The 25054-nt window shown below is 68.8% G+C and carries 25 protein-coding genes and 1 tRNA gene; 18 read left to right on the top strand and 8 right to left on the bottom strand.

Annotation, left to right across the window (positions count from 1 at the left end; all coding sequences use genetic code 11):
• From ED92_RS05640 to ED92_RS05630, 4 genes are all read left to right on the top strand, one after another.
• The coding region (locus tag ED92_RS05640; RefSeq protein ID WP_037333754.1) for a sensor histidine kinase at window positions 1-635 on the top strand (635 nt) is incomplete at its 5' end.
• Window positions 632-1300: a response regulator transcription factor gene (locus ED92_RS05635; protein ID WP_037333751.1), complete on the top strand. Its 669-nt coding sequence runs from the start codon at window positions 632-634 to the stop codon at window positions 1298-1300. The genes ED92_RS05640 and ED92_RS05635, both read left to right, overlap by 4 nt.
• Window positions 1301-1813: 513 nt before the next feature.
• Window positions 1814-2014 carry a hypothetical protein gene (locus tag ED92_RS42395; protein ID WP_125731490.1) on the top strand — a complete coding sequence of 67 codons (201 nt, stop codon included), beginning with the start codon at window positions 1814-1816 and terminating at the stop codon, window positions 2012-2014.
• Window positions 2014-2736 carry a Crp/Fnr family transcriptional regulator gene (locus ED92_RS05630; RefSeq protein WP_037333748.1) on the top strand — a complete coding sequence of 241 codons (723 nt, stop codon included), beginning with the start codon at window positions 2014-2016 and terminating at the stop codon, window positions 2734-2736. The genes ED92_RS42395 and ED92_RS05630 overlap by 1 nt, the downstream gene beginning before the upstream one ends.
• A 296-nt stretch (window positions 2737-3032) precedes the next feature.
• On the opposite strand, the gene ED92_RS05625 is transcribed toward ED92_RS05630, so the two are convergent.
• The 6 genes from ED92_RS05625 to ED92_RS05600 all read right to left on the bottom strand — a co-directional run bounded on the left by ED92_RS05625 (window position 3033) and on the right by ED92_RS05600 (window position 11167).
• Window positions 3033-4802, bottom strand: a complete 1770-nt coding sequence (locus ED92_RS05625) for a glycosyltransferase (protein ID WP_037333745.1) — start codon at window positions 4800-4802, stop codon at window positions 3033-3035.
• Complete coding sequence (locus ED92_RS05620; protein WP_235213200.1) at window positions 4799-5338, bottom strand: hypothetical protein; 540 nt, start codon at window positions 5336-5338, stop codon at window positions 4799-4801. Before ED92_RS05620 ends, ED92_RS05625 begins: the two co-directional genes overlap by 4 nt.
• Complete coding sequence (locus ED92_RS05615) at window positions 5331-7232, bottom strand: glycosyltransferase family 4 protein (RefSeq protein ID WP_037333739.1); 1902 nt, start codon at window positions 7230-7232, stop codon at window positions 5331-5333. The genes ED92_RS05620 and ED92_RS05615 overlap by 8 nt, the downstream gene beginning before the upstream one ends.
• A complete protein-coding gene (locus tag ED92_RS05610; protein ID WP_037333736.1) occupies window positions 7229-8572 on the bottom strand; it encodes a methyltransferase in 1344 nt (447 codons plus the stop codon). Before ED92_RS05610 ends, ED92_RS05615 begins: the two co-directional genes overlap by 4 nt.
• A 3-nt stretch (window positions 8573-8575) precedes the next feature.
• The gene (gene fliL, locus ED92_RS41270; RefSeq protein ID WP_052120294.1) at window positions 8576-9895 is read right to left on the bottom strand and encodes a flagellar basal body-associated protein FliL; all 1320 of its coding nucleotides are present in this window, start codon (window positions 9893-9895) and stop codon (window positions 8576-8578) included.
• Window positions 9896-10039: 144 nt separating this feature from the next.
• Entirely contained in the window at window positions 10040-11167 is a 1128-nt protein-coding gene (locus tag ED92_RS05600; RefSeq protein WP_037333733.1) for a hypothetical protein, read from the bottom strand.
• 321 nt (window positions 11168-11488) lie between these two features.
• Here ED92_RS05600 and ED92_RS05595 point away from each other — a divergent pair, with 321 nt between their 5' ends.
• The 8 genes from ED92_RS05595 (at window position 11489) to ED92_RS05560 (ending at window position 16872) form a co-directional block, all read left to right on the top strand.
• On the top strand, window positions 11489-11788 hold the full coding sequence (locus tag ED92_RS05595; RefSeq protein ID WP_037333730.1) for a helix-turn-helix transcriptional regulator: 300 nt from the start codon (window positions 11489-11491) through the stop codon (window positions 11786-11788).
• A 69-nt stretch (window positions 11789-11857) separates the two neighbouring features.
• Window positions 11858-12364: a hypothetical protein gene (locus ED92_RS05590; RefSeq protein ID WP_037333727.1), complete on the top strand. Its 507-nt coding sequence runs from the start codon at window positions 11858-11860 to the stop codon at window positions 12362-12364.
• Between the two features lie 75 nt (window positions 12365-12439).
• Window positions 12440-13048: a hypothetical protein gene (locus ED92_RS05585; protein WP_007030508.1), complete on the top strand. Its 609-nt coding sequence runs from the start codon at window positions 12440-12442 to the stop codon at window positions 13046-13048.
• A gap of 187 nt (window positions 13049-13235) precedes the next feature.
• Window positions 13236-13775, top strand: coding sequence for a DUF2716 domain-containing protein (locus ED92_RS05580; RefSeq protein ID WP_037333725.1), 540 nt, complete (start codon window positions 13236-13238; stop codon window positions 13773-13775).
• 38 nt (window positions 13776-13813) lie between these two features.
• Window positions 13814-14215, top strand: a complete 402-nt coding sequence (locus tag ED92_RS05575) for an immunity 7 family protein (protein WP_037333722.1) — start codon at window positions 13814-13816, stop codon at window positions 14213-14215.
• A gap of 68 nt (window positions 14216-14283) precedes the next feature.
• Window positions 14284-14709, top strand: coding sequence for an Imm10 family immunity protein (locus tag ED92_RS05570; protein ID WP_037333717.1), 426 nt, complete (start codon window positions 14284-14286; stop codon window positions 14707-14709).
• Between the two features lie 95 nt (window positions 14710-14804).
• Window positions 14805-15098, top strand: coding sequence for a YiaA/YiaB family inner membrane protein (locus ED92_RS05565; protein ID WP_037333714.1), 294 nt, complete (start codon window positions 14805-14807; stop codon window positions 15096-15098).
• A gap of 31 nt (window positions 15099-15129) precedes the next feature.
• Window positions 15130-16872: a glycosyltransferase family 39 protein gene (locus tag ED92_RS05560; RefSeq protein ID WP_235213199.1), complete on the top strand. Its 1743-nt coding sequence runs from the start codon at window positions 15130-15132 to the stop codon at window positions 16870-16872.
• A 226-nt stretch (window positions 16873-17098) separates the two neighbouring features.
• On the opposite strand, the gene ED92_RS05555 is transcribed toward ED92_RS05560, so the two are convergent.
• A tRNA-Gly gene (locus tag ED92_RS05555) sits at window positions 17099-17171 on the bottom strand.
• A 197-nt stretch (window positions 17172-17368) separates the two neighbouring features.
• Here ED92_RS05555 and ED92_RS05550 point away from each other — a divergent pair.
• The 3 genes from ED92_RS05550 (at window position 17369) to ED92_RS05540 (ending at window position 20367) form a co-directional block, all read left to right on the top strand.
• Complete coding sequence (locus tag ED92_RS05550) at window positions 17369-18925, top strand: sigma-70 family RNA polymerase sigma factor (RefSeq protein WP_037333708.1); 1557 nt, start codon at window positions 17369-17371, stop codon at window positions 18923-18925.
• A gap of 105 nt (window positions 18926-19030) precedes the next feature.
• Entirely contained in the window at window positions 19031-19471 is a 441-nt protein-coding gene (locus tag ED92_RS05545; protein WP_005161585.1) for a hypothetical protein, read from the top strand.
• Between the two features lie 32 nt (window positions 19472-19503).
• The gene (locus tag ED92_RS05540) at window positions 19504-20367 is read left to right on the top strand and encodes an Fpg/Nei family DNA glycosylase (RefSeq protein ID WP_016330579.1); all 864 of its coding nucleotides are present in this window, start codon (window positions 19504-19506) and stop codon (window positions 20365-20367) included.
• A gap of 77 nt (window positions 20368-20444) precedes the next feature.
• On the opposite strand, the gene ED92_RS05535 is transcribed toward ED92_RS05540, so the two are convergent.
• Window positions 20445-21560, bottom strand: coding sequence for a serine hydrolase (locus ED92_RS05535; RefSeq protein ID WP_037333701.1), 1116 nt, complete (start codon window positions 21558-21560; stop codon window positions 20445-20447).
• A 169-nt stretch (window positions 21561-21729) separates the two neighbouring features.
• Here ED92_RS05535 and ED92_RS05530 point away from each other — a divergent pair, with 169 nt between their 5' ends.
• The 3 genes from ED92_RS05530 to ED92_RS05520 all read left to right on the top strand — a co-directional run bounded on the left by ED92_RS05530 (window position 21730) and on the right by ED92_RS05520 (window position 25009).
• The gene (locus tag ED92_RS05530; protein WP_016330581.1) at window positions 21730-23025 is read left to right on the top strand and encodes a histidine kinase; all 1296 of its coding nucleotides are present in this window, start codon (window positions 21730-21732) and stop codon (window positions 23023-23025) included.
• 19 nt (window positions 23026-23044) lie between these two features.
• Entirely contained in the window at window positions 23045-23890 is an 846-nt protein-coding gene (locus ED92_RS05525) for a S49 family peptidase (protein WP_037333697.1), read from the top strand.
• Between the two features lie 186 nt (window positions 23891-24076).
• Window positions 24077-25009, top strand: a complete 933-nt coding sequence (locus tag ED92_RS05520; RefSeq protein ID WP_037333693.1) for a glycoside hydrolase family 16 protein — start codon at window positions 24077-24079, stop codon at window positions 25007-25009.
• Window positions 25010-25054 lie beyond the last annotated feature (45 nt).

Genomic DNA, 25054 nt, shown 5'->3' with positions numbered 1-25054 from the left:
GCCGCGAGCAGGCCGACGAGCATCGGCACCGGATGGCCGAGCAGGAGCGGCTCACCATCGCCCGGGAGGTGCACGACGTCGTCGCGCACAGCCTCGCGATGATCAACGTCCAGGCCGGGGTCGCCGCGCACGTCGCCGACAGACGTCCTGAGCAGGCGAAAGAGGCGTTGCTGAACATCAAGGAAGCGAGCGCTTCGGCGCTGAAGGACCTTCGCGCCACGTTGGCCGTGCTGCGGTCCGGGGAGGACAAGGCGCCCGCGCCGAGCCTCGCCCAGGCCGGCGAGCTGTTCGAGCACGCCCGCGCCGCCGGGCTGGAGGTCCGCGTCGACGGCGAGCCGGGGGAGTTGCCCGCCCCGGTCGATGGCGCCGCGTACCGGATCCTGCAGGAATCGCTGACGAACGTGGTCCGGCACGCGAACCAGGCGCGGGGCGTCGACGTCAGGTTCGAGCGGAAAACCGGTGCGCTGACCCTGCTCGTCCGCGACGATGGCCGTGGCGCCGTCGAGCCCGCGCCCGGACACGGGCTGCGCGGGATGTCCGAACGGGCGGCCGCGCTGGGCGGCGCGCTCACGACGTCGGTGGTGAACGGCGGCTTCCAGGTCCGCGTGGACCTGCCCATCGAGGGGGAAGAATGACGATCCGGGTGGTTCTCGCCGACGACCAGGTGCTGGTCCGCGCCGGTTTTCGGGTGCTGCTGGAGACCGAAGACGGTTTCGAGGTCTGTGCCGAGGCGGGTGACGGCGAGCAGGCGGTCGCGGCCGCCGTCGTGCACCGGCCGGACATCGTCGTGATGGACGTCCGCATGCCCGGCGTCGACGGGCTCGAAGCGACCCGTCGGATCACCGCGAATCCCGAGCTGGCCGGGGTGAAGGTCCTGGTCCTGACCACTTTCGACGTCGACGAGTACGTCTACGAGGCGTTGCGCGCCGGGGCGAGCGGGTTCCTGCTGAAGGACACCGATCCGGTGGAGCTGCTGCGGGCGCTGAAGGTGGTGGCCGCGGGCGAGGCGCTGCTGGCGCCGACGGTGACCCGGCGGCTGATCGCGGAGTTCGTCGACCGCCCGGAGAACCGCCGCATCGACGTGAGCGCCGTCCGCGAGATCACCGACCGCGAACGCGAGGTCCTCGGCCTGGTCGCCGGCGGTATGTCGAACGACGAGATCGCGGCGCATCTGGTGATCTCGACGGCCACCGCGCGCACGCACGTCAGCCGCATCATGACCAAGATCGGGGCGCGCGACCGGGCGCAGCTGGTGGTGCTCGCCTACGAATCGGGGCTGGTCAGCCCTCGCCGGGGTTGAGATTCCCCCAAAATGCTGAGATTGCCGAAAAACCTCCGCCGTGACGGGGAGTCGTCAAGCGCGGCCTGACGTCGACAGTCCGTTAATTCGCCACCTGGCCGACTCGAGGCACGCCCTGACTTAGGTCGTGCATCTGCACGTGCACAGACGCCACTGGTGCCTCTTTTTCGTCTTTACCAGGAGTCCGGCTGGATTCCGATCGCCGGTTCGAAATCAGACGGATGTACGGCTAATGCTGATTTCCTGACGAATCCAGCGGGATCGCGCGGGATTCCGCTCTCGTGAGCGTGTACGGTGCGTGATTTTTCCGCCAGTAGATCACCGGGATATCGGTTACTTTCCGTCGCGAAATCGCTCCCTGGACGGGTTCTGCTCGCTCCGTGTTGCTTTGTCGCAATGGCGCTGAGCATTAGTCTCCGGCTGAACGGCAAGGGGGATTTCACCTACCCGACGTGATTCTCACCCGGCCGGGCAAGAAATCGATTCACCTTTTTCTCTCACTGGGAGTCACCATTGACGGCAAAGACACCTGACCCGCTTCTGGTGGTCACCGCGGGCGTCGTCGTACTCGCCTACATCGTTTTCGCCGCGATCCTCACCAGGTCGCTGCTGACCAAGAAGGTCGCCCAGCCGGCGAAGGTCATCGGGTCGGTCGCGGCACTCGTGGCCGGACTCCCGGCGATCCTCTACGCGTTCGCGGCGGTGGTCGGCTGATGGGCGGGGACTTCCTGGCCGCGGTCACCGAACGGCAGCGCCGTCGGCTGCTCGACCTCGGCAAACACGTCGATCACGCGGCGGGCACCACGCTGCTCCACCAGGGCGACCCGGCGCCCCCGGTGCTGATCCCGCGGTCCGGCTACGTGAAGGCGCTGCGCGCGGCCCAGGGTGGCTCGCCGCCGATGATCGTGGACCTGCTCGGCGCCGGTGACGTGCTCGGCGTCGAGGACTGCCTGGCCGGACGGCCGAGCCACCTTTCGTACATCGCCACGAAACCGGTTCGCGTGCTGGAGATCCCGCGGAACGCGTTCCACGGCCTGCTCGACGACGATCCCGGGATGATGGCCCTGATCACCGCGGATCTGGCCGTCCGGCTGCGCCTGCGGAACGTCGCGCTGGGGTTCGCGACGGCCAAGGTCCGGAGCAGGCTGACCGCGTTCCTCACCAGGATGCAGGCGCTCTACGGCGTACCCGGTGAGGATGGCGTGGTGCTCGACGTGGGGCTGAACCACACGGACATCGCCTCGGCGATCGGCGCTTCACCCGCGTCGGTCAACGCCGAAATGGCGAAACTGAAGAACGAGGGATATTTGAGCACCGGCTACAAGACGATCCACCTGAAGAGACGGCTGCGCGAGGACGGCCCGCCGCTCGTTCCGGTCCCGTCCGCGCGGCGGCGGATCCCACAGTTGCGGATACCGCGGATCGCGATGGGGTGAACGAGGGGCGCGCGAGATCGGGTCAACTGCGCCTCAGCTGAAGCGCGAGCCGTATGACGAACACGACGGCCAGCGCGGCGACCAGGGCGATTTCCCAGGCCATGGCTGCTCCTTATCGGCCGGCATCCGAACTCGTCAGATGCTCTGCCCATAAGGCGCATGACCGGGGGAGGACGTTCACCGACACGGCCCAACTCACACTTTCGGACCAACGCCACGCCCACTTCCCGTGCAATGAAAGGTCCTTTCCTCGCAACATTTGCCAGGAAAGGACCTTTCATTGCACGCGAGGGCAGCTACAGAGCGCTTCCCACGGCCGCCCACACCCGATGCGGGTCGAGGTCCATCGGCCGCGAGTCCGGATCCGGGCGCAGCCGCCGCAGCAGGACCTGCTGCACCAGCGTCGTCGGCCGGGCCGAAGCGGCCACCCGCCGCCAGAACAGGTGATCCTCGAGGCCTTCGAACAGCACCTCGGTGTTCCACCCGCCGAACTCGTCGACCAGCGACCGCCGCACCAGATAGCCGCTGCCCAGATACGGCAGCGTCCGCAAGCGCCGTTCCTCCGGCGGCAGGGCGCCGACCAGACCGTCCACCGGATCCGCGACCGGGCAGTGCACGACGTCGGCGCCTTCGGAAACGGCCAGCAGCCGCTCCAGCAGGAACTCCGAAGCCCGCATCCCGCCGTCGAGCACCAGCAGCCACGACGCCGTCGAACGCTCCAGCAGCGAGTTCCGGGTGAGCCCCCGGCCGAGCGGGGTGTCGTGCAGCAGGACGTCGTACGGGCGCGGCCGCGGCCACGGGTGCACGCCGTCCTCGCCGACCAGCACCTTGCGCGGGGTCACGCTGCCCGTGAGCAGGTCGTTCGCGAGATCGTCCGGGTCGACCTCGCCGGTCCGCCGCACGATCAGCACGTCGACGTCGGCGGTGCCCGCCGTCGAAGCCGCCGCGGGCTCCCAGGTTCGCGTCGCGACCCGCCGGGCCCCCGCCGCGCGCTGCGCGATCCGAGCCGACAGCGCCGTCCCGCGTGCCGAGGCCGGTCCGGCGGCGGACCGGTCACCCGCGAACCGTACGTCGAACGACGGCGTGTCGATCGCCAGCGCGTCCTCCGGGTTCCGCAGGCTCGTCGCCAGCGCCCGCGCCGGGGCGATGTCCGCGGCGGGCGCCGAACCCAGCGAGGACGCGAGCTCGATCAGCCGCCGCGCGGACGCCGCCATGTCCAGCGACTTCACGAAGCCGTAGGCGGCCGAACGCAGATGCCGCTCCCGTTCCGGCTCGTCGGCGAGCGCGGCGACGACCGAGCCCAGCGCCTCCGGCCGCGCGAGGACCAGGTGCTCGCCGGGAACCAGCGGTTCGACGTCGACGGACGTCTCGCTGACCACCACGCAGCCGTTGGTCATCGCTTCGAGCGTGCGCACCCACTCCAGCGTCTGCTTGCGCTCGCGGTGCAGGTTCAGCAGGAACCGCGACCGCGCGAGGTGCTCGAATTTCGCCTTGCCCGGCAGGAAGTCGACGCGGGCGGCGGTCATCGGCTCGTGCGGCGGGGTCAGCAGCCGCGTCCGCAGACCGGCGAGGTCCCGCGCGTACGAGCCGAGCAGCACCGAACGACGCCGTTCGGCCGTGCCGAGGTAAGTGACGTCGAGGTCGCGCGGACTGTCGAGGTCTCCGCCCCACAGATCCCACAGCGGGCTGTAGCCGAGCTGGAAATGCTCGACGGTGATCCCGCGCCGCCGCAGTTCGGCGGTCGAATCGGTGTTGATGTCGACGGCGCCGCCCAGGATGGACAGCAGTTCCGCGTTGCGTTCGAAGGTCGCCGTGCCGGGGTGCTCCACGCAGAACCCGATGGTGCGGCGGCACTGCGCGGCGGTCGGGAAGTCGGCGTCCGGGACGGTCACGAAGTACTCGTGGGGGACCACGACGTACACCGTGTCGCCGTCGGCCTCGGGATAGGTGCCGACCGCGGTCCTGGCCTTGCCGCCCGCCGTGCGCACGGCGTCGGCGACCACCTCCAGGAGCTCCTCCATGAAGGCGGAACCGCCCTCGGCGGAGACGAAGCAGAGTTCGGTCACGGCCGGTCCATCTTCTTCCGCACGACCCGCAGCGGAGCGGTGACCCGCCAGCTGACGGTGCGGCGCGTGGCGTCGAGTTCCCTGGCCATCTCGGCGGCGAGCCGCTCGGCGTTGAGCAGGCGCTGCCGGTCGGCCGACGGTTCGCCACCGGGCAGGACGTCCGCGTCGACGACGCCGGCCGACACCACGAGTTCGGCGTCGAGCAGCGCGAGCCGCAGCTTGTCCCGCTCCTCGCGGCAGGTCTTCAGCTCCGCGCGCAGCGAGTCACGCTGCTGGTGGGCGAGCAGGACCTCGGCCTCCAACGCCTGCAAACGCGCCTTGGCGACGTCGAGTTCTTCCTGCTGCGAGGCGATCTTCTGGTTCACGGCGGCGGACTCGCCTTCGTCCGGCGCGGAGGCGGTGGCCTCGCGCAGTTCGTGCTCGGTTTCGGCCAGCTTCGCCTTCAGCCGGTCCTGCTCGGCGGTGAAGACCTGCCGCTCGGCACGGAGCCGGGTCAGCTCGGCCTGGACACGGCCGGGAATGTCGGTGTCAGACATGAACGCCCCCACTCAGTTCGGTCAGGATTTCGGAGTACTCGCGCGCGTAGCCCGCCGGGTCGAGCCACGGCAGCAGCTTCTCGTGCGCGGCCTTGGCCATCTCGCGGCGGCGCGTGGCCGACGTGCCGAGCGCGCGCAGCAACGCCGCGGTCAGCGCGTCGACGTCGTTGGTCTCGAACAGCCAGCCCGTCTCGCCGTCGACGATCATCTCCCGCGCGCCGAACACGTCGGTCGCCGCGACCGGGACGCCACAGCAGACGGCTTCGAGGATCGAGCGCGGCAGCGACTCGATGTCCGAGCTGTTCACGAAGATGTCGGCGGCCTGGAGCCAGCGCAGCGGATCCGGCTGGATCGGCACGAGGCTGACCGATTTCTCCAGGCCCGCGCGTTTGACCGATTCCTCCATCGCCAGCCCGTACGGCGACGGGTGCAGGCCGACGATGGACAGCTTCGCCTCGGGGTGGATCTTGTGGATCCGCTCCATCGCCGAGATCAGCGGCGCCTGCCCCTTGCGGGATTCCGCGATGCCGATGTTCACCAGCACTATGTCGTCCGGCGAGTAGCCGAGCATGTTGCGCGCCTGCTGCCGCGTCTCCGACCGCGTCCTGCCGCCGAACTTGTGCATCGGCGTGCCGTAGCGGACCGTCCGGCAGCGTTCCGGCTTGCTGTACGGCAGGAACATCTCGCGCGTGGCGTCCGCGACGAACAGCAGCTTGTCTACCTCGGCGAGGGTGCTTTCCCAGCGCTGCCAGACCGCGGCGGGCGGTTTCACCGGGCCCCAGTTCTGGTAGGCGAACGCGGGCAGCGAGAAGCTCTCGTGGATCACCCACGCCGTCGGCATTCCGGCGCGCTTCGCCGCGTCAGCGCCGACGAAGCCGCCGAGAGTGTTGACGAGCGCGACGCCCGCTCCGGAGCACTTCGCGAAGCGCGCCAGCTCGGCGACATGCCCTTCGTACGCGGGCACCGTCTGGTTCCGGTAGTGCGTCGTGACGTGCACGGGGATGCCGAGTTCGTGGCAGTCCGCGCGCAGCGGGCCGTCGGTCTCGCTCACCAGGCTGACCTGCCAGCCGTGGTCGGTCACCATCCGGCTCAGCAGTTCCTGCAGCCACAGCTGCCCGCCGCCGACGCCGAGGCTGTGCGTGAACACCAGCACGTGTTTCGGATCGGTCGGGATGTTCACCCGCGCCATCGCGCGCGCGGTGTCGCCCGCCAGCTCGTCGGCGAGTTCGGCGTCGTCCAGGTCCGCGACGGGGTTCCGAAGCGTGAAGGTGCGCTTCGCCGACACGACCTCGCCGACGCCTTCGGTGCGGTACCGGACGCGAAGCGACAGCGTCCGCTCTTCGCCGTACGGAAGGTCGACAGGGACCCAGGCCTCGAAGCCACTCACAGCGGCGTCGTCGAAGCCGGGGAACTCCTTGGGCACGTCCTTGCGCGGCAGCCGGGTACGCGCGCTGACCGTGCCGCCGCCCTCGACCATGACCTCGATCAGGCTCGGCGCGCGGCCCTGAAGCAGCGCCCAACCCGTCACGTAGACGACGTGTCCTTCGGTGACCTTGCCCTGCTTCGGCGCTTCGAGTTCGCCCAGCCACAGCGGTTCTTCACCCGGCAGCGTTCCCACGTGGACGGTCGCCTGGTTCAGCACGCGCTCGTCCGGACCGGTGACGACGACGTCCTGGACGCCCGCGGGCACGAAGGTCGCCGGGACCGCACGCCAGCCGAAGGTGCCTTCGGGCGCGCCAGGGCACGGCTCGGGGAACAGGTTCGCCTCGACGTCCGCGATGGTCACGGACATCTCGCCGATCCGGCTGATCCCGGTCGTCCAGCCCCGGAGCTCGAACAGGTGCCCCACCGGCCGGTCCGGCGTCAGAATGCCGGCGGTATGCAGGCTCGTCATCGCTTCGCTACCTCGTCTTCGTTCGCCGCCACACCGGCGCCGACCTTCGTAGAACCGTACTCGTGGACGGTCCGCGCCAGGCGCTTTCGCCAAATCCCGGCGATCGCCGCGCGTACTTCGTCCGTGCCGTGCGCGGTGCCGCACGAGCCGATCGTGGAGAAGGCCACCTCACGCTCCAGCGCACCGTCCACAAAGGAGGGATGAAGGCCGATCAGCACGCCGAGCCAGCCCGCCAGGTCGCGCATCGAGCCGTCAGCCGCCGCCGCGGACCAGCCCGCGTCGGTCAGCTTGTCGGCCAGCACCAGCACCCCGCGCTCGATCACCTCGGACACTCCGGCACCCGCGTGCCGCCATTCGAGGTCGATCGGGCGCAGCGTCGCACCGTCGACGAGAACGTTGTGCGGCACCAGATCCCACAGCGCCTCGACCCCGCGATCGGCCTCCGCGCGGACGAGATCCCGCCAGCCGGTGAGCAGTTCCGCGACCCGCTCCGGCTCGTCGAGCAGGACTTCGACCATCGTCGGGGCGTCGTACACCTTGTCCGTGCACGGTCCGACCGAGATCCCGGCCACCGGCGGCGACGGCACCAGCGGCACGCGACGGACTTCGGCGCCCTCCCCGGTGCGCACGACGTCGGCGCGCGTACACGCGAACGCGGCGCGCTCGGCGGTGTTGAAATAGGTCGCGAGCCGGAACGCGGGCCAGAGCGCGGCGGCGCCGGGACCGCAGAGCAGGGCGAGGCCGTTCGCGGGGCCACCGGTGATCGCCGCGGACAGCCGGGGCAGTTCGGTGTCGATCCGCTCGCTCCGGACCGCGCGGGCGACCTCGTGCCCGGGGGAGCAGAGCAACTCACGCTGGACTTCGAGGCCCGCCGCCGCGAGCGTCCCGGCGACACCGCGGGAAGACGTCAGCACCACGACGGCGCCCATCGGCGACAACCGCTCGCGAACCGACTCCAGCAGACCCCGCGTCGCGTACGGCTGCTGGGCGACGACGAGGTCGTAACCATCGGAAGGCGGCCGGTCGTGCACCGAAACCGTGCCGAGGTCACGGGTGCGGAACCGCACCGCGGCGGCGCGGACCGGGTCGGCCTCGACGGCGTGCACCGTCGCCGAGACCTCGCCCAGATACCTGGTCAGCCCACCGAAACCGGCTCCGACCTCCAGGACCTTCGCCGCCTTCGGCAGCACGAGCGCCCGGAGTACGTTCGCGGCACCGTGGTCGAGCGGGACGCGCTCGGCGGCGTCCCAGCCGGCGAAGTGCAGCTCGTCGGACAGGGAACCGGTGTCCTCGGCCAGGGAGAGCAGGGTGGTGAGCAGCCGTGCCGTCTCCGAGGTCATCTTTCAGCTGGTGACGGAGTAGTTTTCCAGCGTCTTCTTCACCGCACGCTGGTACGTGCCGCTCAACGCCTTCTCGCCCTCTTCCCCGCCGAGCGGGTTCTGCAGGATGTCGACGCGGACGATGTTGTTGCCGCTGATCCACGTGCCGCGGTAGGTGCCCTTGTCGCCGTCGATCTTCTTCTGGAAGTTCAGCTTCGGCGGCATACCCGGCAGCGGCTCGGTGATCTGCACGAACCCGTTGCTCGTCTGGTACTGGCGCAGCTGCTTGACCAGGTCACCGGCGGCACCGGGGCTGGTCAGCGGGATGACCGTGACCGAGATCTTCGCCGGCTGCGGGCCGGTCTCGTCCGGCTGCTTCTGCGAGCCGCGGTACGCGACCTGCTTCACGCCGGCGGCGATGACCAGATCCGCCTCGCCCTTCTCCAGCCCGGCGATCTCGGCGAGCTGGGCCGCGGGGATCGCGCCGCTCTTCGAGTCCTCTTCACCGGACTGCTCCGGGATCTTTTCGAACAGCAGCTCTTCGGGCGTCTTCGGCTTGGTCGACGACGGCGGGGGAGCCTGCGGCTGGGACGACTGCGGCGCGGCCGTCGGGTCCGGCGGGGTGTCACCGCCGCCCTTGAACGCGAAGTACCCGCCGACCCCCAGACCGGCGAGGACCAGGACGGCGACGATCGCGATGATCGCGATCTTGCCGCCCTTGCCCTTGGGCTTGTCCTCGAACAGTTCGGGGCCCTGCTTGACCCATTCCGTGCTGCCGACCGGCGAGATCGGCGGGAAGTCCGAGCCACCCCACGGCGGGCTGGCGTCGTTGTCGGTCCAGCCCTGCTGCTGCGGCTGTTGCTGCTGATAGCCCTGGTGCTGCTGCGGGAACCCGCCCGCGGGCGAGCCCTGACCTTGCTGGGGGAAGCCACCGGCCGGAGACGCCTGGCCCTGCTGCGGGAAACCACCCGGCGGCGACGCCACCGGCGGCACGACCTGGGTGCGGTTCGGATCGGCCTGCTGTTGCTGCCAGTTCGGGACGACCTGGGTGCGCTCGGCCTCGCCGCTCTGCTGCGGCTGGTTCACCGGCGCGATGATCTGCGTCGAGTCGGCGCTGGGCTGGCCGGGCTGCTGCGGCGCCTGCGGCTGCTGCGGAGCGGGCGGCTGCTGGAACGGCTGCTGCGGCTGCTGTCCGGGCTGCTGGACCTGCTGCTGCGCGGGGTCGCCGTACGCGACCGCCGAGGACAGCACCTGGTCACGGCGGAGCCGGTAATCGTCCGCGGAGAGCCGTCCAGATGCGAGCTCTTCGTCCAGATTGCGCAGCTCTTCCTGCCAGGACACCACCGGCCCCCTTATCCGAATTTCCGGCGGGAGGACTGCTCCCGGCCGTCGCGATACCACCACTGCGGTGACCTCGCACATTCTGCACTGCCCGGAGTCGATGCGCCCTCGCGGGTCGAATCGTGATCTCCCCGCGACCTGCGCTTCTCAGCTTGACGGCAGAACGGTGTCCAACGAGGTCAGCGTCTGCTCCAGCCGGGCGTCGAGCGCCTGAGGGTCGCCGCCGAGCGGCTGCGAGACCCAAGTCGTGACGGCCATCGTTCCGGAGACGTAACCGATCCCGCTGAGCTGGCCGTTCTTGTTCGCGCCGACGAGGGCGAGCCGATCGCCGACGCGCTGCTCGCGCAATCCGGCGTTGATCGAGTTTTCCCGGAAGTACTTCACGATCGCGGCGGCGTCTTTGGCATCGTTCGCCGGGATCACCAGGACGAGGTAGCTGTTCGTACCCTCGTTCGAACCCTTGTAGGTGACCGACGCGACATTCTTCGACGCGAGGAAATCACCCGCGGCCTTCGAGTAGAAGTTGAGCTCGACGCCCTTAGCGACCGACATCGTCGAGTTGTCCTTCGACGGTGTCCCCGGCAGTGCGGGCAACCGGTCTTCCAACGGCGTCTGGGCACTGTCGGGCCGGCCCGACGGCGTGAGGTCGCCCGGCGGCTGGGCCACGCTCGGTTGCTCGGCGACGTTCGAGGGCTGTGACGAACCCAGCCACAGCGTCCCGCCGATGATCAACGCCAGCACGACCAGCACTCCGGCGCCGATGAACAGCCAGGTCGGCTTGCGTTTCCCGACGACCGCGTAGTCCTCCGTGGGCGCGTAGTGGCTAGGGCCGGGCTCAGGTGCCAGAGGCGGAAGCGGCCGGCTCGGCGCGGAAACCGACGGCCTGCTCTTGACCGGTGGCGGCTCGGCGCGCAGGTAGACCGTCGGATTGATGTCGGCGGGCGAGGGGGCGGTGGTCTTGTGGTCCGCGATCCGCGGGATGGCGGACTTCTTCTCGGGTTCCACGACGGGCGGCGGCGGTGTGTAGACCGGCTGGGTCTGTTGGTACGGCTGGGGTTGGACCGTGACCGTGGGCTGCTCGACCGGACGCGCGGCGGGATTGGTGCTGTGCCACGTCCCGCCGGGGCGGCGCAGCGGTGAGGGCACCGGCGACGGCATCGTCCCGCCGGAGGCCTCCGCCAAGAGCTCGTCGCGCTTCCTGCGGTGCTCGGCGTGCCCGATACGACCCGAGGCCAGCTCGACGTCCAGCTGTCGAAGCTCGTCTTGCCAGCTCATTTAGCCCCCTGCCGCCGGGTGTGGGCAGCCAGTGTTGCATGCACCCTTATGGGTGGTTGATGTGGTCTTTCCTCATTCTTGCGTCCACTCACGACCTGGTCCAGCACTGATCTCCGAGGGCGCTCGCGGCCTTGCCGGATCGCAAACGGATCGCCCAAAAGTGGATCTACCTGGCTTTATAGCATCAAAGCTATGACATGGGTAACGTTCCGGAAAAACGCGCATGCGTGAAGAGCGTGAGGTACGACGGGCGCGGAAGGCGATGTGGCGATGCGTCGCCCGGGAGCACACGGCCGATGAGTGAGGAAAGGAGTGAGATCGATGGCTGAGCGGAACGACTGGCGGAGGCTTCGCGAGCGGCGGATGACGGAGCCCGGCGCCGCTGACGCGTACGAGGCCGCGAAGCTGGCTTATGTCCTGGGCAAGACGGTGCGTGAAATGCGTGAGGGACGTGGCTGGTCCCAGGCGACGCTCGCCACCAGGGCGGGGATGACGCAGTCCGCTGTCGCGCGGTTCGAGGCGGGCGGAACGGTTCCGACCATTCCGGTACTGGAGCGACTGGCGCATGCGCTCGAAGCCGATCTCGATATTCGAATCACTCCGCGGCTCTCCACGGTGTGACCCTCTTTCGGCTGGTCAGCTGCCGCTGGCTGCTCCCGGCGGTACCGTGGCGGACGTGGGAAGCATCCGGTGACGGAGATCGACGCGTGTCGTGGCGCGTTGCGCGAGCTGGCCATCGGCAGGCTCGCCGGACGTGACGTCCGCACCTCCCACCTGGTCGAGGCCGGTCTGGACGCGATCGTCGCCGGACTCGACACCCCGTCCCTCCCCTTGCTCGCCGGGCTCGAATCCACTGCCGAAGCCGCCGTCGACAAGGCGTTCGACCAGGTCGTCGACGAACTCGGCCTCGAACTGCCCGCCGACCCGACGGCCGCCCGCTGGCTGCTGGTCCACGGCTGGCTCACCGCGATGGTCCAAGGGCGCCTCTCACCCGCGGCCGGGGGCGCCCTGGTCAGCGAGGTCGGCGCGCTGCTCGGGTCGCCCCAGGCGTTGCGCGGGATCACGCGCTGGTCGGCGATGCTCGAGCACTGGATCCCGACCGACCTCACCCCGAGGGACGTGTGCGAGGTGCCGATCCTCGAGGAATCGGCGGAGCTGCTCGAAGGACCTTGGCCTCCTTCGCCGCGTCACCCGTAAAGCCCCGTTTTCTGTCGTACATGTGTTCTAAAATGGTCGTTGTACAGCAGGAACAGCGGCGAAAGGCAGACACGGATGGCCTACATCACCCTGCCCACGTTCGTGGGGTACAGCACGAGCTCGGGTCCTTCGCGTTCCTCGTTCGTCCGGCGGTGGCGCCGTCAGTACGAGGACCCGGCCCGGGGCGGGTTCAACTTCTACCTCCGCGCCGCGAACGCGATCCGTGCCGGGCGGATCTCCGGGCGGGATCGCGAGGTACTGCGAGCACTCGTCGAGAACGCGGACGAGCGCACGCGGCCGCACTACACCGAGATCGCCAACGGCTGGCTGCGCTACGTCGGGCGGCGTGACCTGCGGCTGGCCGAGGTCGGCCGGTCACGATGGCGGCTCGGCTCGCTCGAAGTGGGTATCAATCCGCATCTCGGCCTGCGCAAGGGCGACGGCCCCGTCTACGTGACCTGGCTCTATTTCAAGGAGGAGCCGTTGAGCCGGGACGCGGCGCAGATGGTGCTGTGGCTGCTCGAACAGACCATGGACGAGCTGCGGCCGGGCGGGCGTCCGCTGGTCGTCGACGTCCGGCGATCGAAGGAGTTCGCCTTGTCGCCGCGTGATCGCGACAAGGTGCGGCCGTGGGTGCGGAGTGAGGCCTCGGCCTTCATGAGTCTCTGGGAGGCGGCCGCATGATCGATCGACGGCGAGCCCGCGTTCCGTGGGCTCGCCGTTCACGCACCGTCATTCTCACGGTTCCGGCGGCGGCGCAAGACACCTGATCAGGTGACAGTTTCACGGAGAATGCCCACGAGCTGGACAACTTGAGCCTTGAACACGAAGCTTTCCCAGTCTTAATCGGCCGAACCACCGAGGGTCGCTCGTGAACAACGCTTGGGAAGCCATCTCCAGGGTCGCAGATGAGCCCGCCTGGTACTGGGTCTACGACAAGCTCGCGTTCTGGCCGAGCACCTACGCGCACGCCTGGCCGGGTTTCCGCGAACCCGCCCCGTCCGTCGCGTGGGATCTCGCGCCCGGCGGCCTCGACCGCGCGTCGGCCGAATTCCGGGTCGGTCCGTACGCCGTCGAGCAGAACGACGTCGCCCGCGTCGCCCTCTCGGCGCTGAAGGACTGCGTCGCCGAGGACGAGTGGGTCTGGGTGCTGCACTGGCAGCACCAGTCGTACCGCTTCTACCCGCATCGGCACGCCGCGCTCGACCCGTGGCCGGTCCCGGTGTTCCCGCGCACGGACTATCACATGTTCCTGGCGAACGACTTCCGCTTCGGCACACTCGGGCACCCCTGGGAACGGACCCTGTGCGTCTACGGCGAGAAGCTCGTGCCCGCCTTCGAAAAGCACGGCGAACAGGTTTTCAAGAACGCGCTGCGGCGCAACGGGGCACCGGCCGCGATGGCGGGCTGACCACCGTCCGGCGGGCGGACCTGCCTAAACTCAGGTGGGTGTTCGAATACCACGGGTGGGTGACCATCCAAGCGAGCCCTTCCGGTGACGACGACGCCGCGCTGCTCGAGCGCATCGTCGAGCGGGTGCACCGCGCCGTCCGCGACTTCGACGACGGCGACCTGCTCGACCTCCGCTGGGCGGCCGGGGTGCCGGTGCTGCACCTGGGTGGCATGGACAAACACGGCACGGCGATCGCACCCGAGCTGGTGGACCTGTTCACCCGCGTCGGCGACCTCGCGCCCGGCTCCTACGGTCTCCTGCACGTCTGGGACGACCAGGATCCCGAGCACGACAACGAATTCAAGGTGTACCGGATGGTCCGCGGCCTGGTCACCGAACGCGGCGACGAGCACCTGTCCCCGGTCGCGCCGACCGTGATGGACGGCTACGAGATCTGAGCCGTGTCTCGGGGCCGCCCGCTCCGAAGCAGTTCGCCAAGCAGGGCAGGAAAACGGAAGCAGTGACAATGAAATTGACCGCTGCGGAGGTCGGGTTCTTCGAGGACTACGAGGATGAAGAAGCCCTTGAAGTGGGCGTTGCCGGGGTGGACGAGTCCGGTACCCCGAGATCGTTTTCATTTCAGCGATCCACGTATGAACCGGATGAGCAGGAAATCCGGTCCGGGATGGATTCCTACAACGTCTCAACTCAGCGAGGCTTGACCGTATACGGCTGCCTGCGCAGTGTGCGACTCTTCGAAATGGTGCTCACGCTGGAATTCTCCGCTGAGGATGCGGAGATTCTTGAAATCTCGACGACCGTCGAAGTGAACCTGAGCGAAGCGCAGGCGGATGAGGAGAACCTGACTCGGAAGCTCCGTGAGGTTCTGGACTGGGGCTCTCTCGAGAAGCGGCCGGATTTGGTCGGTCTGGATCCGCTCGCCGGTACGTAGGTCGGTCTTGCAGCCGCCTCGTCTTCCGAATCGCAACCGTGCTTGAGTAGCCGTACTCAAGACACCGAAGTGCCATCGGCGCGACCGTGGTACGCATGACGAAAACCTCCGCAGCACCGCCCACCACCGTCGCGTTCTTCGTCCAGGCCGCCCTCTCGTTCGGCTTGGCGTTGCTCGCGGTCGTCATCGGCATCTGGTACCTGCCGGTCGACGGCTGGGTCCGCGGCTTTCTCGCCCTCGGCATGCTCTTCCTGACCACTTCGGCGTTCACCCTCGCCAAGTGCATCCGTGACCGGCAGGACGAGAACACCGTCGTCAGCAGAGTCGACCAGGCCCGCGTCGACAAGCTCCTGTCCGAGCACGACCCCTTCAAAACGCCCGCGCTCTAGCCTGCCCAGAGGCCCGACTAGATTCTCGACCATGGTCTTGACCAGGGGGATTCGCCGCGTCCAGGTGAACACATGGATCCTGCTCGGCGTGGCGGTCGCCTGGTTGCTCGTCAACTTCCGATGGATCGTCCTGTATCGCGACGGCCAGGTGTTCGACATCGACGAGGCCGGCTACTTCGGCATGGCGTTGAACAATCACGGCGCGGCGCTCCGGGACGGTGCCGTCGGCTGGATCGAAGCCGTCGAGTCCCCGGGTATCCAAGCGCCGCTGCTGCCCGCGCTGACTTCGCTGCACTTCTTCGCGACCGGGACCGGAACGGTGGCCGCCTTCCTCGTCCCGCTGATGGCCGGGACGGCCTTGATCCTGCTCACGCACGCCGTGGCGAACAGGGTGGCGGGCCGCCCCTTCGCCTGGATCGCCACGGCGCTGATCGCCACCGCGCCCGGCGTGCTCTTCGAGGCGCGCGCCTACCATTTCGCGCTGCCCGCGGCGGTCATGACCATGGCCGCCGTCTACTGCCTGATCCGTTCCGAAGGGCTGTCGAAACTCCGGTTCGTCCTGCTGTTCGGGGTTTTCGTCGGGCTGATGCCGTTGTCGAGGACGATGGCGATCGCGTTCGTGCCGGCATTGGTGCTGGCCGCGTTGGTCCAGGCGGTGGTATTGCGGGACCGGGGGAAGCGGCTGAAGCACTTCGCCCTCGCGGCGCTCGTGGCCGCCGGCGTCGCGGCGATCTGGCTGGTGCCCAACGGTGCCCGGGTCTTCGAGTACCTGACCGGCTTCGGCTACGGGAAGCAGTCGGTGGAGTTCGGCCAGGAAGCGGGGGTGTTCAACCCGGCGGCCTGGGTCGCGCGGCTGAAGCTGTTGATCTCCGATCACGGGCTCCCGCACGCGCTGGTGCTGTGTGCCGGGCTCGTCGCCGCGGTCGTCGTGGCGATCGTCAAGTTCCGGTCCGGTCCGGCGAAGGACGTCCTCCGCTCGATGGTGGTATCGGCGTTGTTTCCGTCGGCGCTGCTCGTCGCGGAAGGCGGGCTGGCGGTGCTGACGTCCAAGAACACGGGCACCTCCTTCTTTCTCCCATTGATCCCGTCCATGGTGATCCTGGCGCTCTGGGGGTTGTACCGGGCACACCGTTCGCTTCGGCGGGCCTTGCCGGTCGTGGTCGCGGTGGCCGGGCTCCTGGCGCTGGTGCCGATGGTGGATCTGCGCCTGCCGACCGCTCGGCCGTGGGAGGTGGACCTGCCGGTGCTGGGCACGTCCAAGATCACCGACGGGCGCGGTGTTCCTCAGGTCTACGCCGACCCGGATGGTCAGCTCGCCGAGCCGTTGAGCGCGGAGACGGCGCGGGAGTGGCGGGCCGCGTCGGAATGGGCCGTCGGCCAGGTGGAGGAGCAGCACGCGCTGGGCGGGGCGACCGCGTTCGGGTTCCGTGACCGGCTCTTCAACACCAACACCGTTCAGCTGGAGATGCTGCGGAAGTTCGGCTACGGCGTGGCGCTGCCGCAGGTCGACCCCACCGCGAACGGGAACACCGGGCCGGACCATCTGCGCTGGCTGACGTCGTATGCGGGCAGCCTCGGCGGCGACGCGAGCAAGACGTGTCTGCTGTTCACCGCGACGGGAACGGTGAACGAGTACGAACCGAAGGTGGATCCGCCGTCCATGGCTTCCACCGCGAAGGCTGCGGGCTTCACGCCGGTTACGACGCGGCCCCTACCGAACGGTCGGCTGGTGACCTTGTGGAAGCGCCCGCAGCCCACTTGCGTGCCCTCCTGAGGCACGAAGGGCGCACCCACATATGCACAAATCCGAATTACTACAGTCGTGTGACTCCGCTCACTGAACCTGTAGCACTTAGTAACCGAAAAGACCGACGCGCCCAAGAACCGGCTCGCCAACGCGAGTCACAAGGAACGTGGGGGTCCGGGGGCTCGGGCCCCCGGGAATTATGGCGAGTACGCTGCGGCGCAGGCTTTACCTGCGCACGCGGTACCCGCGTGCGAGCGGATGACGGGATTCGAACCCGCGACCCTCACCTTGGCAAGGTGATGCGCTACCAGCTGCGCTACATCCGCATGTCTTGCTCTGCTCCGGCACTCGTTTGAAGCAGTGGAACAACCATACACCGACCGTCTGTAGCGGTTTTGACCCACCCCTATAGGTGCTTCGGCGTCACACCTGGCGTACAAGGGGTGACGACGGCTGCATACCTCCGTATGGTGTCCCCATTCGACCGAATGGTGAGTCCTTCGGGGAGGAGGTGCCTGGCCGGATGACCGAGCAGGGCACGGTGCCGCTTCAGGCGGCCTCGGAATCCGACGAGCAGGCATTGCTCCAGCGTCTCCGTGATGGGGAGGACGCTGCCTTCGGGGAGCTTTTCGAACTTCACGCCGCCGCCGTGCGGCGTTTGGCCCGCAGTCTGGCCGCCGATCGGTCGGAGGCGGAGGACATCACCGCCGAGACCTTCTTCCGGGTGCTTCAGGCGTTGCGCCGGGGCGCCGGGCCGCGTGACTACGTCCGGGCCTATCTGCTGACGGTGGCTCGCCGCGTCTCGTGGGAGTGGCACGGCGCGCGTCGTGACGTGCCGGTGAGCGACGACGAGCTGACCTTCCGGGCCGGGGCGGGGGCGGACACGCATGCCCGGACGGCCGAGCATTCGCTGATCACGACCGCTTTCACGAGTTTGCCGGAGCGCTGGCGTTCGGTCTTGTGGCAGACGGAGGTCGAAGGCGAGCAGCCGTCGATGGTCGCGCCGCATTTCGGGTTGAGTGCGAACGCGACGGCGGCGCTGGCCCGCCGGGCGCGGCAGGGGCTGCGAGCGGCGTATCTGCAGGCGCATCTGTCGGTGAACCGCGGGCCCGATTCGTGCCGCGCGGTGGTGGAGAAGCTGGGCGGGTTCACCGCGGGCAGCGTGACCGGGGCCGAGGCGCGCCGGATCAAGACCCACCTGATCGCCTGCCAGTCGTGCCGGGCCACTCACGACGAGCTGCGTGACGTCTGTTCGTCGCTGCGGGCGCACGCCGGTGTGGTGGCGCTGCTGGTGCCGGCGGCCGCCGGGGCTCACGCGAGCGGGGCGTTGTCCGGGCTCGCCGCGTCGGTCAAGGGACTTCTGCTCGGCTCGAAGGTGAAGGTCGGCCTGGCGGTGGCGTCGACGGCCGCCGCCGGTGCGGTCGGGATCGTCGCCGGTCCGGCTGTGTTCGGCACCGACGTCACCCACACCGTGGGCCTGTCCGGGGGCGGGCTGCCGGAGCTGGCGCTGCTGCCGGCGCAGGTCGCGCCACCCGGCCACGCCCAGCCGGTGGAGATCCCGCCGCAGCGGATCGCGCAGGACCAGCTGCAGGGCAAGGGCGCCCAGCCCGCCGTGACCGGACGAGGACCCGGAGCCGGAGCCGAGCTCGGGGTGTCCGACATGCCGAGCCTGCCGGGTGCGGGCACGCCGCGGAAGGAGCTGAGCGGCGGCGACGTCGTGCAGCCGCCGGACGAGCAGAATCCGACGCAGGAGGAGACCTCGCCGCGCAACGAGGTCCCGGATCCGGGCACGGGCTCCAACCAGACCACTTCGAAGCGGGACGACATCCCGCCGGAGGAATCGTTCAGGCCCACCGAGGAGTCGCTGAGCCCGACAACGACGACTTCGCGGGACTCGACCGAGCAGTCGACCACGCCCGATTCGACGACTTACCCGGAAGGGTCCTCTTCGACGGAGACCGGGACCCCCGAAAGCGCGACCGGGACCCCGTCCGGCGACACCTCGGAGGACGAGCCGAGCCCGGTCAAGCCGACTTCCCACTATCCGGAACCGGGTGTCGACTACCCGACGTGCCCATAACGCCCGAGCGGGCATATCGCCTTCGAACTCTCGCGAATCCGGCTCCCGTCACGGTACGGTGGAGCTCGCTCACGACGAGCGAGCGGCCGCGCGGGAGGCGACTGAATGAACCGGCTGGTGCACGGCGAGGACGGCCGTGACTGGGTGGTCCGAGCCCAGATGGAATGGCGTGCTCCCGCGACAGCGGACGATTTCGAGCACGATGTGGCGGGCAGCTACGGCCCGGGTATCGCGATGATCGCCGTGACGGCGCTGCTCGCGATCGTGCTCATCATGTGGACTCCCGCCGACGTCATGATCCCGTCGTGGGTACCGCTGGCGCTCCTGCTGATCGCGCTGTTCTTCCCGCTGCGGTGGATTCTGCGCCGTCCGTGGACCGTGGTCGCCGAGACCGAGGGCGATCTGGCGGGCGACCGGCCGTCGGAGCGCTGGGTGGGCACCATCCGCGGCATGTTCACCGTGCGCGGCGAGGTCTCGAAGATCACCAAGACCATCCAGAAGCACTCGCTGCCGGATTTCGACGGCCCGTTGCACCCGGTGGAGTAGTCGCGGCGGCCTGAACGCGCGAGACTGGGGCCATGCCCGAGTTACCCGAGGTCGAAGCGCTCGCCCACCACCTGCGTGAACACGCGGTGGGCAAGACGGTCTTCCGCGTCGACGTGTCGTCCCTCAGCGTGCTGAAGACGGCGACGCCGCCGTGGACCGAGCTGCACGGCCGTGAGGTCACCGGGGCGGGCCGGTTCGGCAAACATCTGGATCTCGTCGCCGGGGATCTCCATCTGGTCGTCCACCTGGCGAGGGCGGGCTGGCTGCGGTGGTCCGACGCGTTGTCGCCGACGCCGCTCAAACCCGGCAAGGGGCCGATCTCGCTGCGCGTCCATCTCGACGCGGCCGCCGGACCGGGCTTCGATCTCACGGAGGCCGGCACGAAGAAGGGCCTGGCAGTCTGGATCGTGCGCGATCCGGAGAAGGAGGTCGCGAGTATCGCGAGGCTCGGGCCGGACGCGCTTTCGCTGGACCGCACGCAGCTCGAGAAGTTGTTCACCGGGCGCACCGAACGGCTGAAGACGGCGCTGACCGATCAGTCGCTGATCGCCGGGATCGGCAACGCCTACTCCGACGAGATCATGCACATGGCGAAGCTTTCCCCTTACGCCACAACCGGAAAGCTGTCCGAGGCGGCGCTCGACGGGCTCTCGGAGGCGATCCGCGAGGTGCTGACCAGCGCCGTGACGCGTTCGGTCGGCCAGTCCGCGGCCCGGCTCAAGGGCGAGAAGCGGTCCGGGCTGCGGGTGCACGCGCGCACCGGGCTGCCGTGTCCGGTCTGCGGCGACACGATCCGCGAGATCTCGTTCGCGGACAAGTCGTTCCAGTACTGCCCGACCTGCCAGACCGGCGGGAAACCCCTCGCGGACCGGCGGATGTCGCGCCTGCTGAAGTGACCCGGCCACCCTCGCGTTTCGTCCTCTGAATGCGGTACTTGCACGCGCAAGTACCGCATTCAGAGGACGAAACGCGGTCAGCAGAGGGCGGCCTTCACCGCGGGCGCCGGAATCTTCGGCACTCGCTGCCCGCCGTGCACGTCCGCGGCGAGGTCGTACACGTTCAGCGCGAGGACCAGCTGTTTCGAGCCGTCCGCGTTGCTCATCGAGACGCTGAAGAATCCCGGCCCGGCACCGGTGTTGCCCCAGAACGTCTTCATGCCATCGGCACATTTCACGTCGAGCGTCTCGATCCCCGCCCCGTAGGCGCCGCCCCGGTCGTTCGGCACCAGCCGCTTGAGCTCGGTCTGTTGCGCGGGCGCCAAAAGCCGCCCCGACAGCAACGCGCGATGGAACCTCGCGAGGTCGTCGACGGTCGACACCATCGCGCCCGCGGTCCAGTCGTACGACGGGCTGAACACGGTCATGTCCCGCCCCTTCATGTCATAACCATGTAGGTGTGGACCCCTCAGGAACGGCGACCACAGCGGGAAATACGTCCGGCCGAGTTCGAGCGGATCGAGGATCCGCCGCTGGATCTCCGCGCGGACGTCGTCATGGGTGATCTTCTCGATCACCTTGCCCAGCAACAGATATCCGGTGTTCGAGTAGCCCACGCCGCTGCCCGGCGGGAACGACGGCCGGTCGACGAGCGAGCGCCGGATGACCTCCGACGGCGTGATGACGTGCGCCCGGTTCCCCTGGACGAGATACGGGTCGAAGAAGTGCGGATCCAGTGGGTCGTGCACGCCGGACGTGTGGTTCAGCAGCATGCGCAGCGTGATCTTCTCCGGTTCGTAGCCCGGTCCGCGGACGACACCGGGCAGCCGCCGCTCGATCGGATCGTCGAGCGACAGCTTCCCTTCGCCCGCCAGTTGCAGGACCACGGTGGCGACGAACGCCTTGGTGTTGCTGGCGATCCGGAACCGGTGATGCGGCTCCGCGGCTTCCCGCGTGGCCTGGTTCGCGTATCCGGCGCCGAAGCGCGAGACCGCCTCACCGTTCCGGACCTGGGCGACCGCTCCCGGAAATCCCCCTTCGCCGACCAGATCGCCGACGGCCGCGCGCACCGGGTCGGTCGCCGCGGCCGCCGTCCCGCTCCCCAGCAGGACCCCCACCAGCACCCCCGCCGCGAGCTTCCCCGATCCGCGCATTGTGTTCCTCCCCCGGAAGCGATTGCCTGCGCACAGTCTTTCCCGTGCGACGGGGAGTGACCATGGGGACAACGCCCGGGTCTTGGGTAGGGTCGGCCCCACCCTCAGTTGTCACAACTCAACGGAAAGTGGGGAGCAGGCCTTGCACCCGGTTGGTCGAGCGCAGAGCATGGACGCCGTGTCCGGGCTCGAAATCGCGCAGATCATCCCTTGGGGTGTGGCGCTGTTGCTCGCCATCCTCGTCGTCGTCCTGCTGATCAAGCTGAGGCGTCCCGCGAGCATCGTGGAGAACGCGGTGCTGCAGGCCGTCCACCGGATGTCGAAGGCGACACCGGATCTCCGCGAAGGCCTCGACGAGCAGGTCGCCGACAAGATCACCAGCCAGCTGCTGGAGATGCTCGACTGCGTCGCCGTCGGCATCACCGACAGCGAAGGCACGCTGCTGTCCTGGGACGGCGAGGCCAACGACCACTACGTCGACCTCGTCGACGCCATCGGCAACGCGATTCGCAAGCACCGCCGCGAGGTCGTCGCGCACGACAAGATGCCGTGCAACCACCGCGGTACCTGCCGGATGCGGACGGCGGTGATCGTGCCGCTGATCGTCGAGGGCGAGACGGAGGCCGCGCTGATCGTCGTCGGGCGCACGCGCGGGCGGCTGGTGCAGATGGCCGACGCGGTCGCGCAGTTCGTCTGCACCCAGTTCGAGCTGGCGCGCCTGGACGAATCGAAGAACCAGCTCCAGCAGGCGGAGATCAAGGCGTTGCGCGCGCAGATCTCGCCGCATTTCGTCTACAACGCGCTCAACACCATCTCGTCGCTGATCCGGACGGACCCGGAGGAAGCGCGAGAGCTGCTTCAGGACTTCGCGGACTTCACGCGCTACTCGTTCCGGACGTCGGGCATGTTCACCTCGCTCGCCGAGGAACTGCGCAACATCGACCGGTACCTGACCATCGAGAACGCCCGGTTCGGCGGACGGCTCGAAGTGCGGATGAAGATCGCGCCCGAGGTGCTCTCGGTGGTCGTGCCGTTCCTGATCATCCAGCCGCTGGTGGAGAACGCCGTCAAACACGGCCTCGCGTCGAAGCCGTCCGGCGGCTGCGTCACGGTGATCGCCGAAGACTACGGCGCCGAAGCGCTGATCAGCGTCGAAGACGACGGCATCGGCATGGAGCCCGCCAAACTCGCGGACCTCCGCAGCCAGCACCGCACGGGCGCGCACGTCGGCCTCGGCAACATCAACCAGCGGATGCAGCAGGTGTTCGGCCGCGACTACGCGCTCATGGTCGAGACGGCACCCGGCGCCGGCATGAAGGTGACCTTGCGGGTGCCGAAGTTCATGCCCGGCGTGCGCCCGAACCTGCCGGACTTCTCCGCCGACAGTGCCACCGTCCCGCCGCAGGGCGGCCCGAACGAGGCCAGCGGGGTGAGCGGTTCGCGCAGCGGCGTGCTGCCGTCGTGAACGCCGGTAACCTGGCGGTATGAGCGTTGCGGACAAGCTGACCTCCCGTCTCCCGATGATCGGCGAACGGGGTGAGCGCAAGGACGTCGTCGCCGTGGTCAAGCTGCACGGGGTGATCACACCGACCCCGTCACCCCTGGCCAGGGGCTCGATCAACCTCGCCGCCGTCGAATCGGCGCTGACCCGCGCGTTCGCCCACGAGCGGCTGAAGGCCGTCGCGCTGCAGATCAACTCCCCGGGCGGGGCGCCGACGCAGTCCGGCCTGGTCGCCGAGCGGATCCGCCAGCTCGCCGACGAGAAGAAGGTGCCCGTCCTGGCCTTCGCCGAGGACGTCGCCGCGTCCGGTGGCTACTGGCTGGCCTGCGCGGCCGACGAGATCTACGCGCACCGGACGTCGATGGTCGGCTCCATCGGCGTGATCAGCGGCGGGTTCGGGTTCACCGGCCTGCTGGAGCGGTTCGGCATCGAGCGGCGGCTGCACACCGCGGGGGAGAACAAGTCCCGGCTCGACCCGTTCAGCCCGGAGAAGCCCGAAGACGTCGAGTGGCTGAAGAAGATGCACGGCCAGCTCCACGAACTGTTCGTCGACTGGGTCACCGAGCGCCGGGGCGACCGGCTTTCCGGCTCCGACGACCTCTTCAACGGCGACGTCTGGCTGGGTGCCCGAGCGGTCGAACTCGGCCTGATCGACGGCGTCGGCAGCCTCCGCCAGGTGATCACCGAGCGGTACCCGGACGCCGAGATCTCGGTCGCCGAACCGAAGAAACCGCTGCTGGCGCGGCTCGGCATCGGTGCGCCCGCCGCGGCGAGCGCGTTGCTGGACGCCGTCCAGTCCAAGGCCGCCTGGAGCCGCTTCGGCCTCTGACCCGCGTGCCATGAAAGGTCCTTTCCTTGCGAAATTTGCGAGGAAAGGACCTTTCCTTGCATCCGGGGGCGGCGGGGATTCACCCGAACGGTGGTAGGCGTAAGTGGTTCAGACCAGGTCTCATATCGGACATACCGCTTTGTTGTGAACGGCAACAAACCTCGACAGCGTTGACGAGGAGGTCCGATGTCCGTTAATCGTTCCCGTTGGAAGATCGCGCTGGCAGGCGCCGCGTTGCTCTTGGTGTCCCTGGCCCTGCCCGCGACCGCCGCCGTCCCGCCGCCCCCGGCCGACTGGACCACCGTGTTCACCGACGACTTCACCGGCGCCGCGGGTTCGCTCCCGTCGAGCGCGAACTGGATCGTCGACACCGGCCACGCGTACCCCGGCGGACCGGCGAACTGGGGCACCGGCGAGATCCAGAACTACACGGCGAACCCCGCCAACCTGGCCCAGGACGGATCCGGGAACCTGCGGATCACGCCGTTGCGCGACGGTGCGGGCAACTGGACCTCGGCGCGGATCGAAACGCAGCGCACGAACTTCAAACCGCCCGCGGGTGGCGCGCTGCGGATCGAAGGCCGCATCCAGATGCCGAACGTCACCGGCGCCGCGGCACTCGGCTACTGGCCCGCGTTCTGGGCGCTGGGCTCGCCGTATCGCGGCAACTACTGGAATTGGCCCGCCGTCGGCGAGTTCGACATCATGGAGAACGTCAACGGGATCAACACGGTCTGGGGCGTGCTGCACTGCGGCGTCAACCCCGGCGGCCCCTGCAACGAGACCACCGGGCTGGTCGGCAGCCGTACCTGTCCCGGCGCGAGCTGCCAGAGCGCGTTCCACACCTACACCTTCGAATGGGACACGAGCGTCAGCCCCAACGTGTTCCGCTGGCTGGTGGACGGGCAGCAGTTCCATTCGGTCGGCCAGAACCAGGTCGACGCGACGACCTGGGCCGACATGACGAATCACGCGGGCTACTTCGTGCTGCTGAACGTCGCGATCGGCGGCGCGTTCCCGAACAACAACTCCGGCACCACGACACCGGGACCGGGAATCGTGCCGGGACATCCGATGCTCGTCGACTACGTCACCGTCCTGACCCGCGGCGGCACGTGAGCGTCAACTGGTTCACCTTCACTCCGTGAAGGGATGGACGTGGCA

Origin of the sequence: Amycolatopsis sp. MJM2582, from assembly GCF_000754115.1 — a bacterium.
Lineage (GTDB): Bacteria > Actinomycetota > Actinomycetes > Mycobacteriales > Pseudonocardiaceae > Amycolatopsis > Amycolatopsis japonica.
This window is presented reverse-complemented; position numbering and strand designations above follow the sequence as displayed.

What these genes read in the sequence shown, in the direction of transcription:
- ED92_RS05620 (WP_235213200.1), bottom strand. Translation starts at nt 5,338, where the DNA reads ATGTCTGACACCGACATTCCCGGCCGTGTCCAGGCCGAGCTGACCCGG.
- ED92_RS05525 (WP_037333697.1), top strand. Translation starts at nt 23,045, where the DNA reads ATGAGCGTTGCGGACAAGCTGACCTCCCGTCTCCCGATGATCGGCGAA.
- ED92_RS05615 (WP_037333739.1), bottom strand. Translation starts at nt 7,232, where the DNA reads ATGACGAGCCTGCATACCGCCGGCATTCTGACGCCGGACCGGCCGGTG.
- ED92_RS05550 (WP_037333708.1), top strand. Translation starts at nt 17,369, where the DNA reads ATGACCGAGCAGGGCACGGTGCCGCTTCAGGCGGCCTCGGAATCCGAC.
- ED92_RS05630 (WP_037333748.1), top strand. Translation starts at nt 2,014, where the DNA reads ATGGGCGGGGACTTCCTGGCCGCGGTCACCGAACGGCAGCGCCGTCGG.
- ED92_RS05595 (WP_037333730.1), top strand. Translation starts at nt 11,489, where the DNA reads ATGGCTGAGCGGAACGACTGGCGGAGGCTTCGCGAGCGGCGGATGACG.
- ED92_RS05535 (WP_037333701.1), bottom strand. Translation starts at nt 21,560, where the DNA reads ATGCGCGGATCGGGGAAGCTCGCGGCGGGGGTGCTGGTGGGGGTCCTG.
- ED92_RS05540 (WP_016330579.1), top strand. Translation starts at nt 19,504, where the DNA reads ATGCCCGAGTTACCCGAGGTCGAAGCGCTCGCCCACCACCTGCGTGAA.
- ED92_RS05570 (WP_037333717.1), top strand. Translation starts at nt 14,284, where the DNA reads ATGAAATTGACCGCTGCGGAGGTCGGGTTCTTCGAGGACTACGAGGAT.
- ED92_RS05635 (WP_037333751.1), top strand. Translation starts at nt 632, where the DNA reads ATGACGATCCGGGTGGTTCTCGCCGACGACCAGGTGCTGGTCCGCGCC.
- ED92_RS05585 (WP_007030508.1), top strand. Translation starts at nt 12,440, where the DNA reads ATGGCCTACATCACCCTGCCCACGTTCGTGGGGTACAGCACGAGCTCG.
- ED92_RS05545 (WP_005161585.1), top strand. Translation starts at nt 19,031, where the DNA reads ATGAACCGGCTGGTGCACGGCGAGGACGGCCGTGACTGGGTGGTCCGA.
- ED92_RS05560 (WP_235213199.1), top strand. Translation starts at nt 15,130, where the DNA reads ATGGTCTTGACCAGGGGGATTCGCCGCGTCCAGGTGAACACATGGATC.
- ED92_RS05565 (WP_037333714.1), top strand. Translation starts at nt 14,805, where the DNA reads ATGACGAAAACCTCCGCAGCACCGCCCACCACCGTCGCGTTCTTCGTC.
- ED92_RS05530 (WP_016330581.1), top strand. Translation starts at nt 21,730, where the DNA reads ATGGACGCCGTGTCCGGGCTCGAAATCGCGCAGATCATCCCTTGGGGT.
- ED92_RS05600 (WP_037333733.1), bottom strand. Translation starts at nt 11,167, where the DNA reads ATGAGCTGGCAAGACGAGCTTCGACAGCTGGACGTCGAGCTGGCCTCG.
- ED92_RS05610 (WP_037333736.1), bottom strand. Translation starts at nt 8,572, where the DNA reads ATGACCTCGGAGACGGCACGGCTGCTCACCACCCTGCTCTCCCTGGCC.
- ED92_RS05520 (WP_037333693.1), top strand. Translation starts at nt 24,077, where the DNA reads ATGTCCGTTAATCGTTCCCGTTGGAAGATCGCGCTGGCAGGCGCCGCG.